The sequence below is a fragment of the Pseudomonas sp. NPDC089530 genome (genome assembly GCF_050280705.1).
GTDB lineage: Bacteria > Pseudomonadota > Gammaproteobacteria > Pseudomonadales > Pseudomonadaceae > Aquipseudomonas.
Genome location: NZ_JBNNVU010000065.1, coordinates 1 through 21,693, shown reverse-complemented (window position 1 = coordinate 21,693; position 21,693 = coordinate 1). Strand labels below are relative to the sequence as shown.

At 63.2% G+C, this 21,693-nt stretch carries 19 protein-coding genes; 9 read left to right on the top strand and 10 right to left on the bottom strand.

Annotated elements, in window-relative coordinates; genetic code table 11:
• Positions 1-18: 18 nt before the first annotated feature.
• Entirely contained in the window at positions 19-777 is a 759-nt protein-coding gene (locus ACQKQA_RS21525; protein ID WP_427562106.1) for an SDR family oxidoreductase, read from the bottom strand.
• Positions 778-940: 163 nt separating this feature from the next.
• Here ACQKQA_RS21525 and ACQKQA_RS21520 point away from each other — a divergent pair, with 163 nt between their 5' ends.
• The 4 genes from ACQKQA_RS21520 (at position 941) to groL (ending at position 4,461) form a co-directional block, all read left to right on the top strand.
• Positions 941-1,672, top strand: coding sequence for a HugZ family protein (locus ACQKQA_RS21520; protein WP_427562103.1), 732 nt, complete (start codon positions 941-943; stop codon positions 1,670-1,672).
• 70 nt (positions 1,673-1,742) lie between these two features.
• Positions 1,743-2,219 (top strand): FxsA family protein, encoded by a 477-nt coding sequence (locus ACQKQA_RS21515; RefSeq protein ID WP_427562100.1) that lies wholly within the window; start codon positions 1,743-1,745, stop codon positions 2,217-2,219.
• A 252-nt stretch (positions 2,220-2,471) separates the two neighbouring features.
• Positions 2,472-2,765, top strand: a complete 294-nt coding sequence (locus ACQKQA_RS21510) for a co-chaperone GroES (protein ID WP_058435399.1) — start codon at positions 2,472-2,474, stop codon at positions 2,763-2,765.
• A gap of 49 nt (positions 2,766-2,814) precedes the next feature.
• Complete coding sequence (groL, locus tag ACQKQA_RS21505; RefSeq protein WP_427562097.1) at positions 2,815-4,461, top strand: chaperonin GroEL; 1,647 nt, start codon at positions 2,815-2,817, stop codon at positions 4,459-4,461.
• A gap of 155 nt (positions 4,462-4,616) precedes the next feature.
• On the opposite strand, the gene ACQKQA_RS21500 is transcribed toward groL, so the two are convergent.
• Positions 4,617-5,360: a phosphatase PAP2 family protein gene (locus ACQKQA_RS21500; protein WP_427562094.1), complete on the bottom strand. Its 744-nt coding sequence runs from the start codon at positions 5,358-5,360 to the stop codon at positions 4,617-4,619.
• 219 nt (positions 5,361-5,579) lie between these two features.
• Between ACQKQA_RS21500 and colR the strand changes: the two genes are divergently transcribed.
• From colR to ACQKQA_RS21475, 5 genes are all read left to right on the top strand, one after another.
• Positions 5,580-6,263, top strand: a complete 684-nt coding sequence (gene colR, locus ACQKQA_RS21495; protein ID WP_427562091.1) for a two-component system response regulator ColR — start codon at positions 5,580-5,582, stop codon at positions 6,261-6,263.
• A complete protein-coding gene (locus ACQKQA_RS21490) occupies positions 6,253-7,530 on the top strand; it encodes a sensor histidine kinase (protein WP_427562088.1) in 1,278 nt (425 codons plus the stop codon). Before colR ends, ACQKQA_RS21490 begins: the two co-directional genes overlap by 11 nt.
• Positions 7,531-7,724: 194 nt before the next feature.
• Complete coding sequence (locus ACQKQA_RS21485; protein ID WP_427562085.1) at positions 7,725-8,405, top strand: class I SAM-dependent methyltransferase; 681 nt, start codon at positions 7,725-7,727, stop codon at positions 8,403-8,405.
• 4 nt (positions 8,406-8,409) lie between these two features.
• Positions 8,410-9,123, top strand: coding sequence for a lipopolysaccharide kinase InaA family protein (locus tag ACQKQA_RS21480; RefSeq protein ID WP_427562082.1), 714 nt, complete (start codon positions 8,410-8,412; stop codon positions 9,121-9,123).
• Positions 9,124-9,125: 2 nt separating this feature from the next.
• A complete protein-coding gene (locus ACQKQA_RS21475; protein ID WP_427562079.1) occupies positions 9,126-9,362 on the top strand; it encodes a hypothetical protein in 237 nt (78 codons plus the stop codon).
• Positions 9,363-9,419: 57 nt separating this feature from the next.
• Here ACQKQA_RS21475 and ACQKQA_RS21470 read toward each other — a convergent pair whose 3' ends face one another.
• The 8 genes from ACQKQA_RS21470 to ACQKQA_RS21435 all read right to left on the bottom strand — a co-directional run.
• Positions 9,420-12,443, bottom strand: a complete 3,024-nt coding sequence (locus ACQKQA_RS21470) for a multidrug efflux RND transporter permease subunit (protein WP_427562076.1) — start codon at positions 12,441-12,443, stop codon at positions 9,420-9,422.
• Positions 12,444-12,457: 14 nt separating this feature from the next.
• Complete coding sequence (locus ACQKQA_RS21465) at positions 12,458-13,609, bottom strand: efflux RND transporter periplasmic adaptor subunit (protein ID WP_427562073.1); 1,152 nt, start codon at positions 13,607-13,609, stop codon at positions 12,458-12,460.
• 134 nt (positions 13,610-13,743) lie between these two features.
• Positions 13,744-14,841, bottom strand: coding sequence for a DUF1513 domain-containing protein (locus tag ACQKQA_RS21460; RefSeq protein ID WP_427562070.1), 1,098 nt, complete (start codon positions 14,839-14,841; stop codon positions 13,744-13,746).
• Between the two features lie 2 nt (positions 14,842-14,843).
• Complete coding sequence (locus ACQKQA_RS21455; protein ID WP_427562067.1) at positions 14,844-15,908, bottom strand: imelysin family protein; 1,065 nt, start codon at positions 15,906-15,908, stop codon at positions 14,844-14,846.
• 32 nt (positions 15,909-15,940) lie between these two features.
• Complete coding sequence (locus ACQKQA_RS21450; protein ID WP_427562064.1) at positions 15,941-17,368, bottom strand: di-heme oxidoredictase family protein; 1,428 nt, start codon at positions 17,366-17,368, stop codon at positions 15,941-15,943.
• Positions 17,369-17,558: 190 nt separating this feature from the next.
• On the bottom strand, positions 17,559-18,899 hold the full coding sequence (locus ACQKQA_RS21445) for an imelysin family protein (protein WP_427562061.1): 1,341 nt from the start codon (positions 18,897-18,899) through the stop codon (positions 17,559-17,561).
• Between the two features lie 163 nt (positions 18,900-19,062).
• Positions 19,063-21,114 carry a putative bifunctional diguanylate cyclase/phosphodiesterase gene (locus tag ACQKQA_RS21440; protein WP_427562058.1) on the bottom strand — a complete coding sequence of 684 codons (2,052 nt, stop codon included), beginning with the start codon at positions 21,112-21,114 and terminating at the stop codon, positions 19,063-19,065.
• 305 nt (positions 21,115-21,419) lie between these two features.
• Positions 21,420-21,693 (bottom strand): superoxide dismutase (locus ACQKQA_RS21435; protein WP_427562055.1); only part of this gene is annotated, 274 nt, incomplete at its 5' end.

Here is a 21,693-nt window from a genome sequence, read left to right as displayed (position 1 = left end):
GTTCCTTGGCGGCAGGGCTCAGAGCCGCAGGCCGCCATCCAGTTCCAGAATCCGCCCGGTGTAGTAGTCGTTCTCGAAGATATAGGCCGCCGAATGAGCGATTTCTTCCGGCTTGCCCATGCGCTTGAGCGGAATGCCGGAGGTCATTTTCTCCAGGGCTTCGGGTTTCATGCCCAGGGTCATTTCGGTTTCGATGAAGCCCGGTGCGATGCCGGCCACGCGGATGCCGTAGCGCGCCAGCTCCTTGGCCCAGGTCACGGTCGCCGCGGCGACCCCGGCCTTGGCGGCGGAGTAGTTGGTCTGGCCGATATTGCCGGCGCGGGAGATGGAGGAGATGTTGATGATCGCGCCGCTGCTCTTGAGCTCGACCATCTTCGCCGCGACTTCGCGGGTGCAGAGGAACACGCCGGTCAGGTTGACGTCGATCACCGACTGCCATTGGGCCAGGCTCATCTTGCTCATCTCGCCGTCCTTGACCTTGAGCAGCAGGCCGTCGCGCAGGATGCCGGCGTTGTTGATCAGGCCGTGGATGGCGCCGAAGTCCGCGGCGACCTGGGCGACCATGTGTTCCACCTGCTCTTCATGGGCGACATTGCACAGGTAGGCGCGGGCTTCACCCCCCGCGGCCTGGCAGGCGGCAACCGCCTGATCGAGTTTTTCCTGGTTCAGGTCGACCAGGGCCAGCCTGGCGCCCTTGGCGGCGAAATACTCCGCCATGGAGCGGCCCAGGCCCTGGCAACCGCCGGTGATAATGATTACTTTGTCATTGAGTTGCATTCGCATGCTCCGATAGCAGGTCTGGAGTGGTTATCCTTCCAAGGCGCTTCTCTATGCATCGGACATGAGCTGGCTGCAGATGAGAATTGCCCTGATGGCGCCGCTGGAACTTTGCTCCAGGCGCTCGTCTGTTTTCGACGGATTCTATATAAGGAGTCACAAATTGAGCGTTGAAGCTGCCAAGCATGCACGAGAATTACTGCTCAAGGAATACCGTGGCGTGTTGTCGACGCACTCCAAGGCCATGCCGGGTTTTCCCTTCGGCTCGGTGGTGCCTTATTGCCTGGACGAGCAGGGGCGGCCGCTGATCCTGATCAGCCGCATTGCCCAGCACACCCATAACCTGCAGAAAGACCCCAAGTGTTCGCTGCTGGTGGGCGAGCGTGAGGCGGAAGATGTCCAGGCGGTCGGGCGCCTGACCTATCTGGCCGAGGCCGAAAAACTCGAAGACCCTGCGGCGATCGAGGCGGCAGCCGAGCGCTATTACCGGTATTTCCCGGAGTCGCAGAACTATCACAAGGCCCACGATTTCGATTTCTGGCGGCTCAAGCCGGTACGTCATCGCTACATCGGCGGTTTTGGCGCGATCCACTGGATCGAGCAGGTGACGCTGGCCAACCCGTTCGCCGGCAAGGCCGAGGCGAGCATGGTCGAGCACATGAACAGCGATCACGCCAAGGCCATCGCCCATTACGTCGACCTGGCCGGGTTGCCGAAAACCGATGTGGCGCAACTGGCCGGCATCGATACCGAGGGCATGCACCTGCGGATCGGCCAGGGGCTGTACTGGCTGCCGTTCCCAAGTACTTGTAATACGCCGACACAAGTGCGCGAAGCCTTGGTTTTCCTGGCTCACGCCGAGCAGTGGCCAAAAAACGCGGCTGCCGAGGCTTGAATTCACGAATCGCCGACGTCATTTAGGGTCTACTGGAAGGCACTCTTCCTTCCGTAGAGGAAACCATTTGATGCGCCCTTTTCTGTTGCTCTTTCTGCTGTTCCCGGTGCTGGAACTGTTCGTATTCGTCAAGGTCAGCGCGGCGATCGGGTTTTTCCCGGCGCTGCTGCTGATCATCCTGGGCTCGATGCTGGGGGTGCTGGTCCTGCGTGTCGCGGGGCTGGCCACGGCGTTGCGTGCCCGTGAAAGCCTGAACCGCGGCGAGCTGCCGGCCCAGACCATGCTTGAAGGCCTGATGCTGGCCCTGGCCGGTGGCCTGTTGATCCTGCCTGGCTTCATCAGCGATGTGTTCGGCCTGCTCCTGCTGCTGCCGATCACCCGCCGCCTGATGGCCGGCAAGATGCGTCAGCGTGCCGAAGAACAGGCCATGCGCCAGCGCGCTTTCGCCGACGACCTGCAGGCCGCCCGTGGTGGACCGGCGCCGCAGCGCCCTGTGGGGCGCGAGCCTAATGTGATCGAAGGCGAGTTCGAACACCGCGATTCCTGAGGTCTTGGATGATTGACACGGCACCTTCGGGTGCCGTGTTCGTTTGGCCCGGGCGAAGGCGTAAAAAATTTCCTGGGCAGCCCTTGTAATAAGCTTATGCGCCCTCATGTATCGGTCACCGCAAGGTTTCTGGTGGCGACACCAGACAGACTTCCGCGTCTCGCTCGTCGAGCCGCAACCGGCCACGCCGGATTTGTTAACCCGCCGGTAACGACACCGGCCGCTGAAAACCATAATTAGGAGAGATCGACAATGAAGCTTCGTCCTCTGCATGACCGCGTCGTCATCCGTCGCAGCGAAGAAGAAAAGAAAACCGCTGGCGGTATCGTTCTGCCAGGTTCGGCTGCTGAAAAAGCCAACAGCGGTGAAGTGATCGCTGTAGGTACCGGCAAAGTGCTGGAAAGCGGTGAAGTACGTGCGCTGGCCGTGAAAGTGGGTGACAAAGTGGTGTTCGGCCCGTACTCCGGCAGCAACACCGTGAAAGTCGATGGCGAAGATCTGCTGGTAATGGCCGAGAACGAGATTCTCGCTGTTATCGAAGGCTGATTACCCGCGTATTTTCCCGCTACTACACAGTATTTAAGGAATATCGATCATGGCTGCTAAAGAAGTTAAATTCGGCGACTCCGCCCGCAAGAAAATGCTCACCGGCGTAAACGTCCTGGCTGACGCGGTAAAAGCGACCCTGGGCCCGAAAGGCCGTAACGTGATCCTGGAAAAGAGCTTCGGCGCTCCGACCATCACCAAGGACGGCGTTTCCGTAGCCAAGGAAATCGAGCTGGAAGACCGTTTCGAAAACATGGGCGCGCAGCTGGTCAAGGACGTTGCCTCCCGTGCCAACGATGACGCGGGCGACGGTACCACCACCGCTACCGTTCTGGCTCAGTCGATCGTCAACGAAGGCCTGAAGGCTGTCGCTGCCGGCATGAACCCGATGGATCTGAAGCGCGGCATCGACAAGGCGACCATCGCCATCGTCAAGGAGCTCAAGGCTCTGTCCAAGCCATGCGCCGACACCAAGGCCATCGCTCAGGTAGGTACCATTTCCGCCAACTCCGACAACTCCATCGGCGACATCATTGCCGAAGCCATGGAAAAAGTCGGTAAAGAAGGCGTGATCACCGTTGAAGAAGGCACTGGCCTGGAAAACGAACTGTCGGTCGTAGAAGGCATGCAGTTCGACCGCGGTTACCTGTCCCCTTACTTCGTCAACAAGCCAGACACCATGGTTGCCGAGCTGGACAGCCCGCTGATCCTGCTGGTGGACAAGAAGATCTCCAACATCCGCGAAATGCTGCCAGTGCTGGAAGCCGTTGCCAAAGCCGGCCGCCCACTGCTGATCGTGGCTGAAGACGTCGAAGGCGAAGCCCTGGCGACTCTGGTTGTGAACAACATGCGCGGTATCGTCAAAGTCGCAGCCGTCAAGGCGCCAGGCTTCGGCGATCGTCGCAAGGCCATGCTGCAGGACATCGCTGTTCTGACCGGCGGTACCGTGATCTCCGAAGAGATCGGCCTGAGCCTGGAAAGCACTACCCTGGAGCACCTGGGCAGCGCCAAGCGCGTGACCCTGTCCAAGGAAAACACCACCGTTGTCGACGGTGCTGGCAACCAGGCCGACATCGAAGCCCGTATCGCTCAGATCCGTGCTCAAGTGGCCGAGACTTCCTCGGACTACGACCGTGAAAAACTGCAAGAGCGTCTGGCCAAGCTGTCCGGCGGCGTTGCGGTGATCAAGGTTGGCGCTGGCTCCGAAGTTGAAATGAAAGAGAAGAAAGCCCGCGTTGAAGACGCCCTGCACGCTACCCGTGCAGCCGTTGAAGAAGGCGTGGTGCCTGGCGGTGGCGTGGCCCTGATCCGTGCCCTGCAAGCGATTGTCGACCTGAAGGGCGACAACGCTGACCAGGACGTGGGTATCGCGGTTCTGCGTCGCGCCGTTGAAGCACCGCTGCGTCAGATCTCCGCCAACAGCGGTGACGAGCCAAGCGTCGTGGTCAACGAAGTGAAGAACGGCAAAGGTAACTTCGGTTACAACGCTGCTACCGGCGAATACGGCGACATGATCGAAATGGGCATCCTGGACCCAACCAAGGTGACCCGTTCGGCGCTGCAAGCCGCTGCTTCCATCGGCGGTCTGATCCTGACCACCGAAGCAGCTGTTGCCGACGCACCGAAGAAAGACGCTCCAGCTGGCGGCGGCATGCCAGACATGGGCGGCATGGGTGGCATGGGCGGCATGATGTAAGCCAGCCTTGCCCCTGCACTGAAAAAGCCCCGCTGGCGAAAGCCAGCGGGGCTTTTTTATGGGCGGGAGACTGGGTTGTCGCGAGCCCTCGAGCGTCGATCGGCTGCTCCTGCAGGGCGGTGTTGCCCTGGCAGGAGCGAGCCGGCGAAAGGACCTCAGGCGTTGACCGGCTGCGCCTCCGCCAGCGGGTCGCCCTTGCCGGCCGGTCGATAGAGAATGAAGTAGTACGTCCCCAGGCAGATCAGCCAGCAGAAAATCGCGGTCCAGACATTGTGGGAAAAGAAGTGCGCGCCCTGCAGCATGCGCCCGACCGAAAACACCGAGCCCAGGGCAAAGGCGAACACCAGAGCCTGGCGCGCCAGGCGCGGACGGCGGTCACGCAGGACAAAAAACAGCGCGAACAAGGTGAAACCGGTGGCGGCATGGCCGCCTGGCCAGCAGCGACCGGGCTTGTCGGTAGCAGGCCGAGGGCTGAGCAGTTCGCTGTAGGTTTCCTTGCCGCCGAACTCTTTCAGGCTCCACGGGCATTGCACGGCGGTGACCGCCTTGACCGGGGTGACGAAGGCGGTGGCCAGGCCCAACGACAGCACCAGGCAACCCAGCTCGCGCTTGAACGGCTTGAGACGCGGGACGAAGAAGGCGCCGATGAAACCGATGATGGCGAACACCGAGAAGGCGATGACCACCTGTTTGGCCCGGTCATGCAGGATGTTTTCCAGGAAATAACTATGGCCGCCGATGAAGCCGCCAGCGGCGGGATCGTAAAAGGCCTTGGCCAGGTCCATGTCCAGGGAGGTCAGTTCGAGCAGGAGCAGAGTGATGGCGGCGAGGGCGGGAACGCCCAGGCAGATCCACCCGTTCAATGCTCTGGAGGCGGGGCGGGCAAGGGATGAGTCCATGGAAAATCCTTCGAAGGGCGCGTTGCTGTCGCGGGGTCCCGCGGAGTCTGGGCAGGCTGTTGTCGTCAGTCTGTGAACCTCGGGTGAAAATCTCGTCAAGGCCGTGGCGCCCCGCGGCGGCATTCGCCGCGCAGGATCGAACAAACCTAGCCGTCAGCCACGCTTGGCCTTAAGCTGCGCGAGCCAAGATGGCCGTCACTGTGTGTGGAGAGAGTGCCCATGCGAATCCTACTGGTTGAAGACAACCGCGATATTCTGGCCAACCTGGCCGATTACCTGGGGCTTAAGGGCTATACCGTGGACTGTGCCCAGGATGGTCTGTCGGGCCTGCACCTGGCCGCCACCGAACATTACGACCTGATCGTGCTCGACATCATGCTGCCGGGTATCGATGGCTACACCCTGTGCAAGCGCCTGCGCGAAGATGCTCGCCGCGACACGCCGGTGATCATGCTCACCGCCCGGGATCAACTGGACGACCGCCTGCAGGGCTTCAAGTCCGGGGCCGACGATTACCTGATCAAGCCGTTTGCCTTGTCCGAGCTGGCCGCCCGTATCGAAGCGGTGATGCGCCGCACCCAGGGTGGCGGCCGTCGGGCCCTGCAAGTGGGCGACTTGAGCTATGACCTCGACACCCTGGAAGTCACCCGCGAAGGGCGCCTGCTCAAGCTCAACCCGGTCGGGCTCAAGTTGCTGGCGGTGCTGATGCAGAAAAGCCCGCATGTGCTGCGCCGCGAAATCCTCGAGGAAGCGCTGTGGGGCGACGACTGCCCGGACAGCGACAGCCTGCGCAGTCACGTTCACCAGTTGCGCCAGGTGATCGACAAGCCGTTCGGCAAACCGCTGCTGCATACCGTGCACGGTGTCGGTTACCGCCTGGCCGAGGGGCGTGATGGAGTTTAAGCAAAGCCTTGCCCAGCGGATCATCATCGCCTTTGCGCTGATGAGCGCGCTGGTGGCCGGAGCCTTCGCCCTGGGGATCGTGGCGACGGTGCATCTTGTTGAAGAGAAGCTGATTTCCGCGGGCCTGGGGGGCGACCTGCAGCGTCTGCTGTTGATGGACAACGTTTCCGACTGGAGCCACCGTCCCGAGCCGGACCAGCTGTTTTACTTCAGCGGCGGGCGTGGCGACTTCGAGTTGCCCAAGGACCTGCGGCACCTGGCCCCGGGCTTTCATGAGGTCTTCCGCGAACAGCTGTCGTATCACGCCATGGTCGAGGTGGTCGACGGCCGGCGTTATGTACTGCTGCAGGACCAGAGCGATTTCGAAGAGCGCGAACGGGTGCTGTTCGCCGTGGTCCTGGTGGGCTTCGTGCTGAGCCTGGCCCTGGCGGTGTTCCTTGGCTGGGTGTTGGCGCGCCGGGTCATGGCGCCGGTGGTCAGGCTGGCGCGCCAGGTGCGTCACCGCGATCAGTTGCTGGGGCTGGCGCCGCCATTGGCCCCGGACTATGCCGCCGACGAAGTGGGCGAGCTGGCGGTCGCCTTCGACGCCACCCTCGGACGCCTGCGCCAGGCCCTGACCCGCGAGCGCCTGTTCACCAGCGACGTCAGCCACGAACTGCGTACCCCCCTGATGGTGCTGGCCACTTCCTGCGAGCTGCTGCTGGAAAACCCGGCGATCGACCAGCGCGGTCGGACCCAGGTCGAACGTATCGCCCGGGCGTGCAGCGAAATGCGCGAACTGGTGCAGACCTTCCTGATGCTGGCCCGGGCCCAGCGCGAAGACGGCATGTCGCCCCAGGTGACCTTGAGCCAGGTGGCCGAGGACCTGATGGGGCTGTGGGGCGAGCCGATCCGGCAAAAGGGCCTGGAACTGATGTTCGACGCCGGCCAGCCGCTGGATACCCGCTACAACGCCACCTTCCTGCACGCGGTGATGGGCAACCTGCTGCGTAATGCCTTGCACTACACCGAACAGGGCTTCATTCGCCTGAGCCTGGAACCCTGCGGCTTCGTGGTCGAGGACAGCGGTGTCGGTATCCCTGAGGAAAAACGCGAGGCGATGTTCGAGCCCTTCGTGCGTGGCACCGAGAAGCGCGGCGAAGGCCTGGGCCTGGGCTTGTCGCTGGTGCAGCGGATCTGCGAGGACCAGGGCTGGAGCGTCACGCTCAGTACCATGGAGCCCAATGGTTGCCGGTTTCATGTCGAGTTGAACCCTCGCACGGCATGACGGGTCTTTATGACAGGTGCATGGGGTTGTCAGGTCGGGAAACGCCCCCGATTGATGGCCCCAGGCCACCCATCAGAGCCTGTAAAACCCTGAAATATTTCCACTCTGGACCGGACGAAGTTTTCACAAAGACATGACCTGACGCTGACACGCCGCTGCCTAAGGTGGGGCCATCAGATTCAGGAGACTGTGTGATGGCGGACCCGATCAAGTTGGAGTTTTCCGACAAGTACGACGAACAACATGCCCAGGAGTACCTGCTCAAGCATCAGGATGGCGTATCCCGTCGTTTGTCCCACAAGCGCGACGAGCAGCTGGCGCGGGCGGCACTGGCCATGGCCGGCGAACCGGGCCTGGTGCTCGACCTGCCCTGTGGGGCCGGGCGTTTCTGGCCATTGCTGGCGGAGAAACCCAACCGTGTGATCATCGGTGCGGACAACTCGGCGGCGATGTTGAAGATCGCCACGGTGGCGCAACCGGCCGAAGTGGTGAAACGGGTACGACCCTTGCAGACGTCTGCATTCGACATCGACCTGCCGGACAACGCCGTCGACAGTATTTTTTGCATGCGCCTGCTGCATCACATCGGCGAGCCGGCCCATCGCCTGGCTCTGCTCCAGGAGTTTCAGCGGGTTACCCGGGACAGCGTGATCGTTTCATTGTGGGTCGATGGCAATTTCAAGGCCTGGAAACGCAAGCGCATGGAAGCTCGGCGCAAGCAGGAATCCGGGCCGGGAGGTTACCAGAATCGTTTTGTGTTACCGGCTGCCACGGTTGAAGAAGAATTCAGGCAGGCCGGTTTTCGTGTCCAGGACCACCTGGACTTTTTTCCGCTCTACGCCATGTGGCGAGTTTACGTATTACGCAAGAGGTAACAGGATGGCCGTTGAATGTGCACCGGAAATGGAAGTCGCTGCCGCAGACCGTTTCAACTACTTCTGGAATCGCCAGGGGGAGTGGGTCGAAGAGCCTAATCAGCGTCGCGGTGGGGAAAGTGGCGTTCAACGAATTCAGGGTACCGACGGGCGCCTGCTGTATGCCAAGCGTCAGGTCGGCCATATCTATCGCAGTTGGTTGCATCCCTTCGGACGGCCCACGGTGCTGCGCGAGCAGGATGCGCTCAAGGGCCTGGGCCAGCTCGGTGTGGAGGTTCCGCACCTGGTGTTCTGCGGGGCCCAGCGGGATGCCCAGGGTCAGTGGCGTGCCCTGCTGGTGACCGAGGCGCTGGACGGTTTCGTGGAGATCGACCATTGGTATGCCGCTGGCGAGCGTGAGCGCCACGGCGAGGCCTTGCACGAGCGCCTGCTCAAGGAGCTGGCAGCTGCGCTGGCCCGGATGCATCGAGGCCGCTGGCAACATGGCTGCCTGTACAGCAAGCACGTGTTCGTGCGGGTCAAGGGTGAAGGCGAGGCGGCGCAGGTGGACATCGCGCTGCTGGATTTCGAAAAGTGCCGTCAGCGCCTGACCGCTAAACGGGCTGCGGCCCATGACATGAAACAATTACGCCGCCACTCGTCGTGGAGCACCACGGACTGGGACAAACTCTACTATTTTTATAGGACGGCGTTTGGCAGCGCTATCAAAGGCTTATAGCGATGAAACTCGAAATTGCGCGAGGTTTATTTTTAGTAGGAGCCTTGGCAGTTGCGTCCTTGGCGGTGGCTGCCTGGGAGCAGCCGCGCATGGAAGTTCTCAGTAGTTCACAGGCGGGGGCCCATTGCCCTCTGCCACGGGTCGCCAAAGTGCCCAAGACAACCGCGGCAGCCAGACCCGATCAGGATCTTTTGTTGTTCATGTTCGGCCTGACCCAGGCAATGAAACCCCAGAGTTGAATACTATCGACCCCAGATAAAAGGCCTCGCATCGCGAGGCTTTTTTGTGGCTGTCGATCAGTGCTCCGATTTGGCCAGCAGGGTGTAGATGCAGGGCAGCACGAACAGGGTGAACAGGGTGCCGATCGACATCCCCGTGGCGATCACCGTACCGATGTCGAAACGGCTGACCGCACCGGCCCCGGTGGCCAGGATCAGCGGCACCATGCCGAAGACCATCGCTGCGGTGGTCATCAGGACCGGCCGCAGACGGATGGCGGCAGCGGCCTCCACGGCCTCGCGCGGGGTCAGCCCCTGCTCCTGGCGCAACTGGTTGGCGAACTCGACGATCAGGATACCGTGCTTGCTGATCAGGCCGATCAGGGTCACCAGCCCGACCTGGGTATAGATGTTCATGCTCGACCAGCCGAGAAACAGTGGAATCAAGGCCCCGCAGATCGACAGCGGCACCGTCACCAGGATCACCAGCGGATCGCGGAAGCTTTCGAACTGCGCCGCCAGCACCAGGAAAATGATCGCCAGCGCCAGGCCGAAGGTCACCCACAGCGCGCTGCCTTCCTGGACGAACTGCCGCGATGTGCCGGCGTAGTCGAAGGCATAGCCCGGCGGCGCTTCTTCCTCGGCGATCTGGCGCACGGTCTGGATCGCTTCCCCCATGCTGACCACCGGAAACCCGGAGATAGTGGCGGCGTTGAGTTGCTGGAACTGGTTGAGCTGTCGCGGTCGAGCCCGGTCGTGGACGGTGATCAGGGTCGACAGCGGCAGCGCCTCGCCCTTGGTGTTTTTCACGTAGTAGTTGTTCAGCCACTCGGGGTTGTCGCGATAAGGCCGCTCGACCTGGGCGATGACCTTGTAGCTGCGGCCTTCGATGGTGAAACGGTTGATTTCCGCCTCGCCGAGCAAGGTCGCCAGGGTCCCGCCCAGGTCCAGCATCGACACGCCCATCTGCGCTGCCTTGGCCCGGTCGATGTCGACCACCACTTCCGGTTTGTCGAACGCCAGGTCGATGTCGACGAAGGCGAACTTGCCCGACTCCAGGGCGCGTTTCTTCACCCGGTTGGAGAGTTCCAGCAAGGACTCGTAATCGTTGGGGCTGTTGATGATGAAGGCGAACGGCAGCCCTTCGCCGGTGCCCGGCAGGGACGGCAGGTTGAAACCGAAGACCTGCAACCCGGCGATGCCCGCGAGCCGGGCCTGGACTTCGGGCAGGATCTTCATCTGGGTGCGCTTGCGTTCGTTCCAGGGCTTGAGCAGGAAGCCGCCGATACCCGATTGCACGCCGTTGAAACCGTTGATCTGGAACGACGAGTAGTACTCGGGAAAGGTCTTGAAGATATCCAGGAACTCGTCGGTGTAGGCGTTGAGGTAATCCAGGTTGGCCGGCTGGGGCGCGGTGGCCATCATGAAAATGATGCCCTGGTCTTCGTCCGGGGCCAGCTCCGACTTGGTGAACTTGAGCAGGACCGGGATCAGGCACAGCACGATCAGGGCGAACACCAGCACCACCGGCCGGGTGTCGAGGGTGCCATGCAGCAGGCGCTGGTAGCGTTGCTTGAGGCCCTCGAAAATCAGGTCGAGGCGGTGGGCCAGGCCGCTGGGGTTCGGGTCGTGGCGCAGCAGCAGGGCGCACATCATCGGCGACAGGGTCAGGGCGACGATGCCGGAAATCACCACCGCGCCGGCCAGGGTCAGGGCGAACTCCTTGAACAGCGCCCCGGTGAGCCCCTGCAGGAAACCGATCGGGGCGTAGACCGCGGCCAGGGTGATGGTCATCGAGACCACCGGCATGGCGATTTCCCGGGCGCCTTCGAGGGCCGCATCCAGCGGCGTCTTGCCTTCCTCGATATGCCGGTGGATGTTTTCCACCACCACGATGGCGTCGTCCACCACCAGGCCGATGGCCAGCACCATCGCCAGCAGGGTCAGCAGGTTGATCGAATAGCCCATCAACTGCATGAAGAACATCACGCCGATCATCGACAGCGGGATGGTCACCACCGGGATCACCACCGAGCGCAGGGCGCCGAGGAACAGGAACACCACCACGATCACGATCAGCACGGCTTCGAACAGGGTCTTCACCACCTCGTTGATCGAGGCCTGGATAAAGCGCGTGGCGTCGTAGGCGATCTCGGACTTGAGGCTGGGCGGCAGCTGGGCCTCGAGCTCGGGCATGAGCTTGCGCACTTCGCTGATCACGTCCAGCGGGTTGGCGTTGGGGGTCGCCTTGATGCCGATATAGACCGAGGGGATGCCGCCAAAGGAACTGATGGCGTTGTAGTTCTCCGCGCCCATCTCCACCCGGGCCACATCGCTGAGCAGCACCCGGCTGTCACCCTCGGTCCTCAGGGGAATGGCGGCGAAGGCCTCGGCGGACTTGAGCTCGGTGCTGGCGTTGATGCTGGTGACCACATACTCGCCCTTGACCTCGCCGGCCGCGGACAGGAAGTTGTAGCGGCGCACCGCGCTGGTCACGTCGCTGGCGCTCAGGCCGTAGCCGGCGAGCTTGACCGGGTCCAGCCACAGACGCATGGCGAATACCTGGTTGCCGATGATCTCGGCTTCGGCCATGCCCGGCAGGGTCGCCAGTTTCGGCTGGATCACCCGCGACAGATAGTCGGTGATCTGCGGGTTGCTCAGATCCTGGCTGAAAAAGCTGATGTACATCAGTGCCGAGGCGTCGGCGGCCTCCTTGCTCAGGACCGGGTCCTCGGCGTCCTGGGGCAGCTTGTTCTTCACCTCGTTGGCCTTGGCCAGCAGCTCGGTGAACAGGCGGTCGCTGTTGGCGCCGATGCGGGCGTAGACCGAGATCACCGAGAAGTTCTGGCGGCTGACCGAGGTCATGTAGTCGATGCCCTCGGCGCTGGCCAGGCTCTGCTGCATCGGCTGGGTGATGTAGCCCTGGATGGTCTCGGCGTTGGCCCCGGGGTAGGCGGTGGTCACCGTGATCAGGGCGTTTTCCATCTGCGGATACTGGCGCAGCGGCAGCTTGCTCCAGGCCTGGAAGCCCAGCAGCACGATCAGCAGGCTGACCACGGTGGCCAGGACCGGGCGGCGGATGAACGGATCGGTAAACGCCATGGTGAGGTCCTCGATCAGTTCGCGCGTGGCGGGCCGTTCTGTTCGGCGGGCAGCGTCTTGTCCGGCGTGGTAGTGATGTGGGCGCCATGGTCGAGCTTGATCTGTCCGCCGCTCACCACCTGTTCGCCGTTGCTCACGCCCTTGTTGATCAGCACCAGCCCGTTGCGCCGCTCGCCGGTTTCGACGAAGCGCCGTTCGGCGATCAACACCGGCTGGCCCTTGTCGTCTTTTTCCGGGCTGCCGTCGGCGGCCTTTTTCTCAGTGACCACGTACAGCGAATTGCCGTACAGGGAATAGGTGATGGCGCTTTCCGGGACCACCACTCGGGGCTGCGGATCGGGCAGCAGCACCTGCAGGTTGGTGAACATGCCCGGCAGCAGCTTGCCGTCGGGGTTGGCCAGGGTGGCGCGGACCAGCACGTTGCGCGTGGTGTCCTCGACCTTGGGGTTGATGGCGCTGATGGTGGCGGTGAACTGTTCCGTCGGGTAGGCGGACACCGTGACCTGGACCGATTCCCCCAGAACTATCTTCGGCACCGCCTGTTCCGGGACGAAGAAGTCGACATACAGGCTGCTGAGGTCCTGCAGGGTGGCGATCACCGTACCGCTGGCCAGGTAGTCGCCGACGTCCACATGGCGGATACCGATGGTGCCGCTGAAGGGCGCGAGCATGCGTTTTTTCGCCAGCGCGGCCTTGAGCTGGTTGACCGTGGCTTTGTTCTTTTGCAGCACCGCCGACAAGCGATCGAATTCGCCGCGGGAAATCGCCTGGCTGCCCACCAGCTGGCTGCCGCGGCCGAAGTCCAGCTGGGACAGGCCCAGGTCGGCCTGGGCGGTTTCCAGCAGGGCGCTTTCCACGGCGCTGTCGAGTTGCAGCAACGGCTGCCCGGCCGTGACCTTCTGCCCGGACTCGAATTGCAGCTCCCTGACGGTGCCGGCCACTTCCAGGCTGAGGTTGACCCCTTGCAGGGCCTTGAGGGTGCCGACCGTGGGCAGGCGGGTTTGCCACGGCTGTTCGCGCGCCGTGGCCACGGCCACGCTGATCGGCGGCTTGGGTATCGCGAAGAGCTTGACCTGCTGATAGATGGAGAAGGCCTTGTAGCCGGCCAGCGACAGCACGATCAACAGGACGACACCCAACATGATAAGCATGCGGCGGCGCAGCATATTCCGGTCCTTTGGAAAACGAAGCTGGGAAAACGCAGCTGATAGCCGGGACATTACTCCGACTTTCAGGGGGCATCCAGATCACAATCCGGTTATCCGGTACCCCTTGTTCCGATCCTGTGCGGGGAGAAAAACTAGACCAGGTGCAAATGGTTGTCCCAGAGCCCTGCCGGCAAATCCAGGGGCTTTGCCACCAGTTGTGGCTGGCGGCAGTCGTAGAAGCGGCAACGTCCCTGGCCCGAGGTCACGACAAAACCGTCCGCCACCGCGCCGACACCGGCACAGTCCGGCAAGGGGGCGTCCAGGCGCACTTCGGCGCTGTCCAGGTCCCAGATGAAGAAGCGGTTGCCCCGCGGGGCGGTGAGGGCGACCAGGCGCAGTTCGCTGTGCACGGCGACGCTCGCCGTGTAATGCCCCATCGCCTGCAACTGGTGCTCGGCCACCGGGAAGGCCTGGAACGGCTGCCCCGGGCGCTTGATCGCCAGCAGCTGCGACGATTCGTGGGCGTCGCCCATGAACTGCTGGCCGGTGACTATGGTGCCGTCGTTGGCGATGCCCATGTGGCGCACGCTGTTCATCTGCTGGGCCAGGGTTTCCTTGCTCAGCAGGGTGCCGTCGCGCTGCATCAGGACCAGGCTGGGCTCCATGGCATCGAGGTTCATCTCGACGCGGCTTTCCGCCTCGGTGCGGATGCCGCCGTTGGCCACCACCAGGGTTTCGCCGTCCGGCAGCCACGACACCTGGTGCGGGCCGATACCGTGGGTCGGGATCTCGCCGCTGTGCACCAGGCGTTCGCCCTCGAAGTGGTACACCCCGAGCAGGCCGCGTCCCGGATCGCGGGTGTCGTTCTCGGTGGCGTACAACCAGTCGCCGCTCTTGTGGATCACCGCGTGACCGTAGAAGTGCCGGTCCGGCTGCGAGGCCAGGGTTTGCAGCAAGGTGCCGTCGCGCAGGTCGATCAGGTAGCTTTCGGTGCCCGGGCGGCGGGCGACGAACAGGGCGATCGGCAGCGTCGGGTGGTTGATGATGTCGTGGCAGCGTTGACCGACCTGGGTGGCGAACACCTGCTTGCCATCCAGGCGATAGCCGACGGCGTAATGCTTGCCGTCGCCGTCATCCCGCGCCGAGAGCAGCAGCGGGCTTTGGTCCTTGTGCCTGAACAGCGTCCAGCCACCCAGGGTGACGGCGCTCAGCAGCAGGCTGCCGAGTGCCAAGGCCTGACGTCGCAGCATGATCAGTCACCGTCGTTGGCGTTGAAGCCCAGTTGGATGCCCAGCGCCTTGGCCAGATCGCCTTCGTGCAGGCGGTGGACGACGTTGAGGCTGTCGTAGATATCGTTCAGTTGCTGGCGGCCGGCGTCGTCGGCCAGCAGTTCGGTCAGCGAGCGCTGGGTGCTGGCGAACAGCTTCAGCGAGGCCGCGTAGGCCGCGTCGATCTTGTCGGCCAGGGGTTTCTGCTCGGCCGGCAACAGGCTGCGCAGGCCCTTGTTGTCGACGCCGGCCCAGACGGTCTGGGCCGCGGCGAGGCTGGCTTCCAGGCTCTGCATGGACGACTGGCTGCGCCAGGCGTCGGCTTGGAACGGCTGGGGAATGCCCTTGCTCTGGCGACCCATCGGCGTGCCGAGTTTCTTCTTCAGGGTGTCGATCGCGGTGACCTGGACCCGCAGCAGATCGGCGATGGCCTCATGGGAGTCGGCGTAACGCTGGTTGGGGAACTTGCTCATCTGCGCAAGCATGCCGTCGCTGGTGTTCCAGCGCGACAGGATCTCTTCGGCCAGCTGCTTCTGGCGTTCACCAATGGCGCTCAGCAGCGGGCAGTAGCGGGCTTTCTGCGCGCTGTCGGCCATGTCGATCTTGCTGTCGTAGAGGATGTATTCGTAGGCCGAGAGGCCCTGCACCACGACGCTGGACTTGGCCAGGGCGGCGGCGTCGATCTGCGGCGTGGCGCTGACCAGTTGCTCGACCTGGCGCCCGACCAGGTTCTTCTTGTCCGGCCAGAACTGCACCTGCCAGGAGCGGTTGCCCTCGGCCAGCGGGCCGATCAGCAGTGGCTGCAGTTCGGCCCAGGCTTTCTGCGCGTGGAGGAAGTCGGCGCGGGCGGTGTCCAGGCTGGACTTGCCTTCGCAGAACGCCAGGGCGCTGACCGCCAGCTGGCGGTCGGCTTCGACCCAGCGACTGTAGGACGGCAGGATCACCTGTTTGGCGATGGCCGCCGAGGTCACGGCTTGTGGGTCCTGGGGCGAGCAGGCGCCCAGGGCGAGCGCGGCAAGGCTGGTGAACAACAGCTTGGGACGGAACATGTTCGGGCTCCCGTTTCTTATAAGAGAAGGCGTTAAAGAGAGTTCAGGAAGGCCAGCAGCGCGGCGCGCTGTTCGGCATTGAAGGATAAAACCTGACGCTGCGCCGCCTGGGCCTCGCCGCCGTGCCAGAGCACGGCTTCGAGCAGGTTGCGGGCGCGACCGTCATGCAGGAACTGGGTGTGGCCGCTGACCGTTTCCGTCAGGCCGATGCCCCACAACGGCGGGGTGCGCCAGTCGCGGCCGCCGGCCTGGAATTCGCTGCGGTGGTCGGCCAGGCCGTCGCCCATGTCATGCAGCAGCAGATCGCTGTAGGGGCGGATCACCTGGTTGGCCAACTCGGGTTCCGCGGCATCGGCGGCAGTGGTGAATTGGGGGGTATGACAGGACTGGCAGCCGGCCTGGTAGAACAGGCTCTTGCCGGCCAGCACCTGGGGCGAGTCGACATCGCGGCGCGCCGGAACCCCGAGGTTGCGGCTGTAGAACAGCACCAGGCGCAGGATGTTGTCGCTGACTTCCGGTTCTCCGTCCGGCCCGTTGCCGTTGGGGGCTTGCTTGCAGGCCGTCTGGGCGTCGGTGCAGTCATCGAAAGGTCTCAGGCTAGTGGTCAGGCCCATATCACCAGAGAACGCGTGAACATTTTGTTGATTGAGGTTGGGCTGTCCGGCTTTCCAGCCGAAACGCCCGAGTACGGTCTTCTGCTGGGCATCGTCCCAGACCCGGTTCGGCCGTCCGGCGATGCCGTCCTTGCCCTTGGCCTGGGCTTCGGCGTTGGCCAGGATCGCCGCCTCGGGGATGGCCTCGAGCAGGCCCAGGCCGATCATCGGCGGGGCTACCCGCGCCGAGAAGCGGGTGTCGGGATGCATCGGGCCGTAACCGAGCTGGGTGATCTGCAGCTTCGGCTTGCGCAGTTCGACTTCGCTGCCGTCCTTGAAGCGTACAGTCAGCGGTTCGTAGTCGACCCGTACCTTGCCTTCCGGGGCGACGCCGGGCACCGCCATGTCCTGGAACTGCCCGCCGTACACCGGCTCGGGCACGACGCCCATCTGCTCGATGACCTTGGCATAGGCCGGTTCGTTGGGGATCGACAGGCGCACCAGCATCGACACCGCGTTGTCCGAGTCGGGCGTCGGCGGGTGGCCGCGGCCGTCCTTGATATGGCAGTTCTGGCAGCCGTTGGTGTTGAACAACGGGCCCAGGCCATCGCGGGCCGTGGTGGTGGAAGGGGCAATCACCCAGGGGTTGCGGAAGAAACTGTTGCCGACGCTGAAGTCCAGGCGCCGGGTCGGCGACAGGTTGGCCGACGGCATGGAAAAGGCGTTCTGGTCGCTCTTGCGCACGGTCGCGTCACCGCCTGCGCGCGCTTCGCCCGGCTCGGCCTGGGTAAAGCGCGGGGCATCATCGCAGGCGCTCAGGCTCAAGGCCATGAACAACGCGGACCAGCGAAGCAGCGACGAGGGCATCGGATATCCTGCAAGACGAGCAAAACAAGGGCGCAAAGTCTAACAGGGCGGGGGAATTTGAATAAGAGGAATTATCGTTCCGCTTGACCTGGGGCAAGGATGCCACGGCAGCGGCGACAGGGTTGCGGGGGGCTGGATGGGCACAAAAAAGGCGACCCGAAGGTCGCCTTTTTCATGGCCAGGACGCTGATCAGAATTCGTGATCGGCGCTGTCCGGGTTCAGGTCGCTGATGCCCAGCTTGCCCGCGGCCTGCTCGATCGAGCCGGTCTGCTTGACCAGCGCGGCGATGGCGTCGCGCACGATCTGGTTGCCCGCGTCGTTGCCGGCGGCGATCAGCTGGTCGTAGTGCTCGCCCTTGTTGGCGTGGTCGACCATGACCTGGATCTTGGCTTCGGTGGCGGCCAGGTCGTTTCTCAGCGCGGTGTCGGCGGCCGGGTCGACTTTCGCCACCAGCGACGACAGGCTGGCGCCGGTCAGCTTGGTGCCGTCCACGCGGGTGTATTCGCCCAGGTACACGTTGCGGATGCCCTTGGCATCGTAGAAGTGCGAGTTGTGGGTGTTGTCGCTGAAGCAGTCCTGCTCGTCTTCAGGGGAGTTGGCTTCCAGGGAAACCTTCATGCGCTCGCCCGCCAGTTCGCCCAGGGACAGGCTGCCCATGCCGAACAGCATTTTGCGCAGGCCGCTTTCAGCCGGTTCCGCTTCCAGGGTGGCGCGGTAGTTGTCGGCCACGTTCGGTTTCCAGTTGCCGACCATTTCTTCCAGGTCGCTGACCAGCAGTTGGGTCACGGCTTTCAGGTAGGCACGACGACGGTCGTTGTGGCCACCGGTGGCGCCGGCGCCTTCCAGGTAGTCGGATGCCGGACGGTTGCCGGCGCCAGGGCCGGTGCCGTTCAGGTCCTGGCCCCAGAGCAGGAATTCGATGGCGTGGTAGCCGGTGGCGACATTGGCCTCGGAACCGCCCAGCTCGTTGAGGCTGGCGAGTTTTTCCGGGGTGATGTCCTTGACGTCGACCTTGTCTTCGCCGACCTGGATTTCAGTGTTGGCGATGATGTTGGCGGTGGCGCCCGGGTTGCCCAGCGCGTGCTCGTAGGACTTGTCGACGTAATCGATCAGGCCTTCGTCCAGCGGCCAGGAGTTCACCTGGCCTTCCCAGTCGTCGACGATGGTGTTGCCGAAACGGAACACTTCGCTCTGCAGGTAAGGCACGCGAGCGGCGACCCAGGCGGCCTTGGCGGCTTTCAGGGTGTCGGCGTTGGGTTTGGCGAGGAAGGCGTCGATCGCACTTTGCAGGGTTTTCGCGGTGGATTCGGCATCGCTGTAGACGGCGAAGACCATGTCGGCGTAGTGCGCGACGACCGCCTTGGCCGCCGCTTCATCGACCTTGCCGGCCGCAGGCGCGGCAGGGGCCGCGGTGCTGGCGGCTGGAGTAGCGGCTTGAGGCGCGGCAGCCTTGTCTTTGCCTTCGCCGCAACCGGCGAGGGAAATAGCGATGGCCAACAGACTGGCGGTAGCCAGAGGCATACGAATCATGGCGAGAATCCTGCTTCGAGAGAGGGGTGGAGAGGCGCGGAGGGCGCGCAAAACTGCGACATAATGCGAAAGATTTGCATTATGTGTAAAGGGTTGCGCTTGTAAATATTTCCTATTCAGGACGCGATTGCGCCAGGTCAAGCCTGTGCGCGCAATCGGCGGTTCAGAGGATGGCGGCGTTACTGCGTTGGGCCTGTTTCAGGTAGGCGCTCAGCTCCCGTGCCGGCAGGGGTTTGCTGTAGTGGTAACCCTGACCTTCGTGGCAGCCCTCGGAGATGATGTAGGCCTCCTGCTCGGCGGTTTCCACGCCTTCGGCGATCACCTGCATGCCCAGGCTTTTACCCAATTGGATGATCGCCCGGACGATGGTGGCATCGTCGTCGTCATCCAGCAGGTCCTGGACGAAGCTCTTGTCGATCTTGATCTTGTCCAGCGGCAGGCTCTTGAGGTAGCTCAGGGACGAGTAGCCGGTACCGAAGTCGTCGATGGCGATCAGCGCGCCGGAGCGCCGCAGGCTGAGCAGGTGCTGGGCGGCGGTGCTGATGTCTTCCATCAGGCCGGTCTCGGTGACTTCCAGCTCCAGGCTGCGCGGCGGCAGGCGATAGATCTGCAGCAAGTTGTTGACCACCCGCGGCAGCTCGGCGTGGTGCAACTGCACGGTGGACAGGTTGACCGCCATGCGCAGGTCGCTGAAGCCCAGGTCATGCCACTCGCGCAGTTGGCGGCAGGCCTGGTCCAGTACCCATTCGCCGATGGCGATGATGGTGCCGTTCTGCTCGGCCAGGGGGATGAACAGGTCCGGCGGGACGAAGCCGTGTTCCGGATGCTGCCAGCGCAGCAGCGCCTCGACGCCGACCACCCGGTGATCGCGGTAGCTGATCTGCGGCTGGTAGACCAGGTGGAACTGCTCGCGGTTCAGGGCTTCGCGCAGGTCTTTTTCCAGTTCGCGGCGCCGGCGCATCTCGCTGTCGACACTGGCGATGTAGAACTGATAACGGTTGCGCGAGCGGCTCTTGGCCAGGGTCATGGTCTGCTCGGCTTTCTGCAGCAGTTTTTCCGTGCTGTCGCCGTCTTCCGGGAACAGGGTGATGCCGATGGTGGCGCGCAGGCGGATTTCCTGGTGGTCGAGGGCGAACGGCGCTTCCAGGTCGTCGAGAATGCTCTGCGCCAGTTCCGCGGCTTCGTAGGGCTGTTCGATGTCGGCCTGGACCAGGGCGAACTGGTCGCCGCCGAGGCGGGCGAGGGCGCCGAGGCGACCGCTATGGGCCCGCAGCCGATCGGCCAGGGCCAGCAGCAATTGGTCGCCGGTCTGGTAGCTGAACTGTTCGTTGATGCCCTTGAAGTCGTCGAGGCCGACGCAGAGCACCGCGACCCGGCGCTGCAGGCGTCCGGCGTCGATCAGGATCTTGTCCAGTTGCTGCTGCAGTTGCTGGCGGTTGGGCAGACCGGTGAGGAAGTCGTACTGGGACATGCGCAGCAGGCTGTTTTCCGCCTCATGGCGCAGGTGGGTGTTACGCTCGATCGAGGCCAGCAGCTGGTTGGCGGTGTTGATCCAGATCCCCAGTTCATTTCGCTCATGCCCCTTGAGCAACGGAATCTGGTGTTCGCTGGGGCGGTCCGGATTGATGGTGGTCAGGTGCTCGATGATGCGCGACAGCGGCTTGGTCAGCAGCCAGTGATAAACCAGATACAGCACCAGGCCCATGGCCAGGGCGCGCAGCACGCCGGAAATGAAAATGATCACCGAGCTGACGATGAAACCCTGGCCATAGGTGGCCGTGTCGAGGGTGATACTCAGGTCGCCGTAGTATTCGCTGTAGGGGCCGCGACCCACCAGTTGCGTGGTGAAGGTGCGTTCCTGGCCGAGGATCAGGTCGGTCAGCCAGCGGCTGGAGGAAGCCTGCAGGTCGCGGGTCTTTTCCGCGAGCATGGTTTCGTTGGGATGGCCGATGGACGCCATGCGCACAGCGTCGTCCTGGAACAGGCCTTCGATGACTTGCATGCCCATCTCGCGATCCAGGCTGTAAACGGCTTGGGTCGAGGGGTCGCGAAACATGTCGAGAATGCGCTGGGCATCGCTGGCGACCGCCTGCCGAGTCTTGTAAGCATCGAAGACGATTTGTGCGCAGCTCAGGACGACGCCCACTATCAGTGCCGACAGCAGCACAACCCGGAGCAACTTCACCGACAAGCTGTTTTTGAGTTCCAGCTTCAAAGGGGCTATTCCTTAGTTCCGTGCGGGTGGCGTCAAGTTGCCATGAGTATTGGCAATCCCGTTGTGGCAGTCAAAGGGACAATCATGCCCAGGATATTCCACCTGCAGGCTTGGCCGGAATGCCGGGATCTGGCATGTCCGTACCAATCGGTTATATGTCGGTAGCCCCGCCTTGCAACTTGAGGGGCGGGCGAGATTTTTTAGCGGGATGGGTGTGAGTGCGCTGCGCTGGCGCGACAGGCCGGACCCTGGCGACAGAATAAAAAAACCCGGCATTGCCGGGTTTTTTCTGACTGCAAACGGGCTTAGGCGACGAAGGTCTTGCCTTCGAACTGCTCGGCCACGAATTTCCAGTTGACCAGGTTCCAGAACGCTTCGACGTACTTAGGACGCAGGTTGCGGTAGTCGATGTAGTAAGCGTGTTCCCAGACGTCGCAGGTCAGCAGCGGGGTGTCGCCGCTGGTCAGCGGGTTGCCGGCGCCGATGCCACCTGCAGGGCGAGGCGCGCTCGGGAGCGGGCGCGCCTGTTCATGGCCGGTTCGGGTCAAGGGCACTCGCAGGTGCTGGGGCCGAACACCG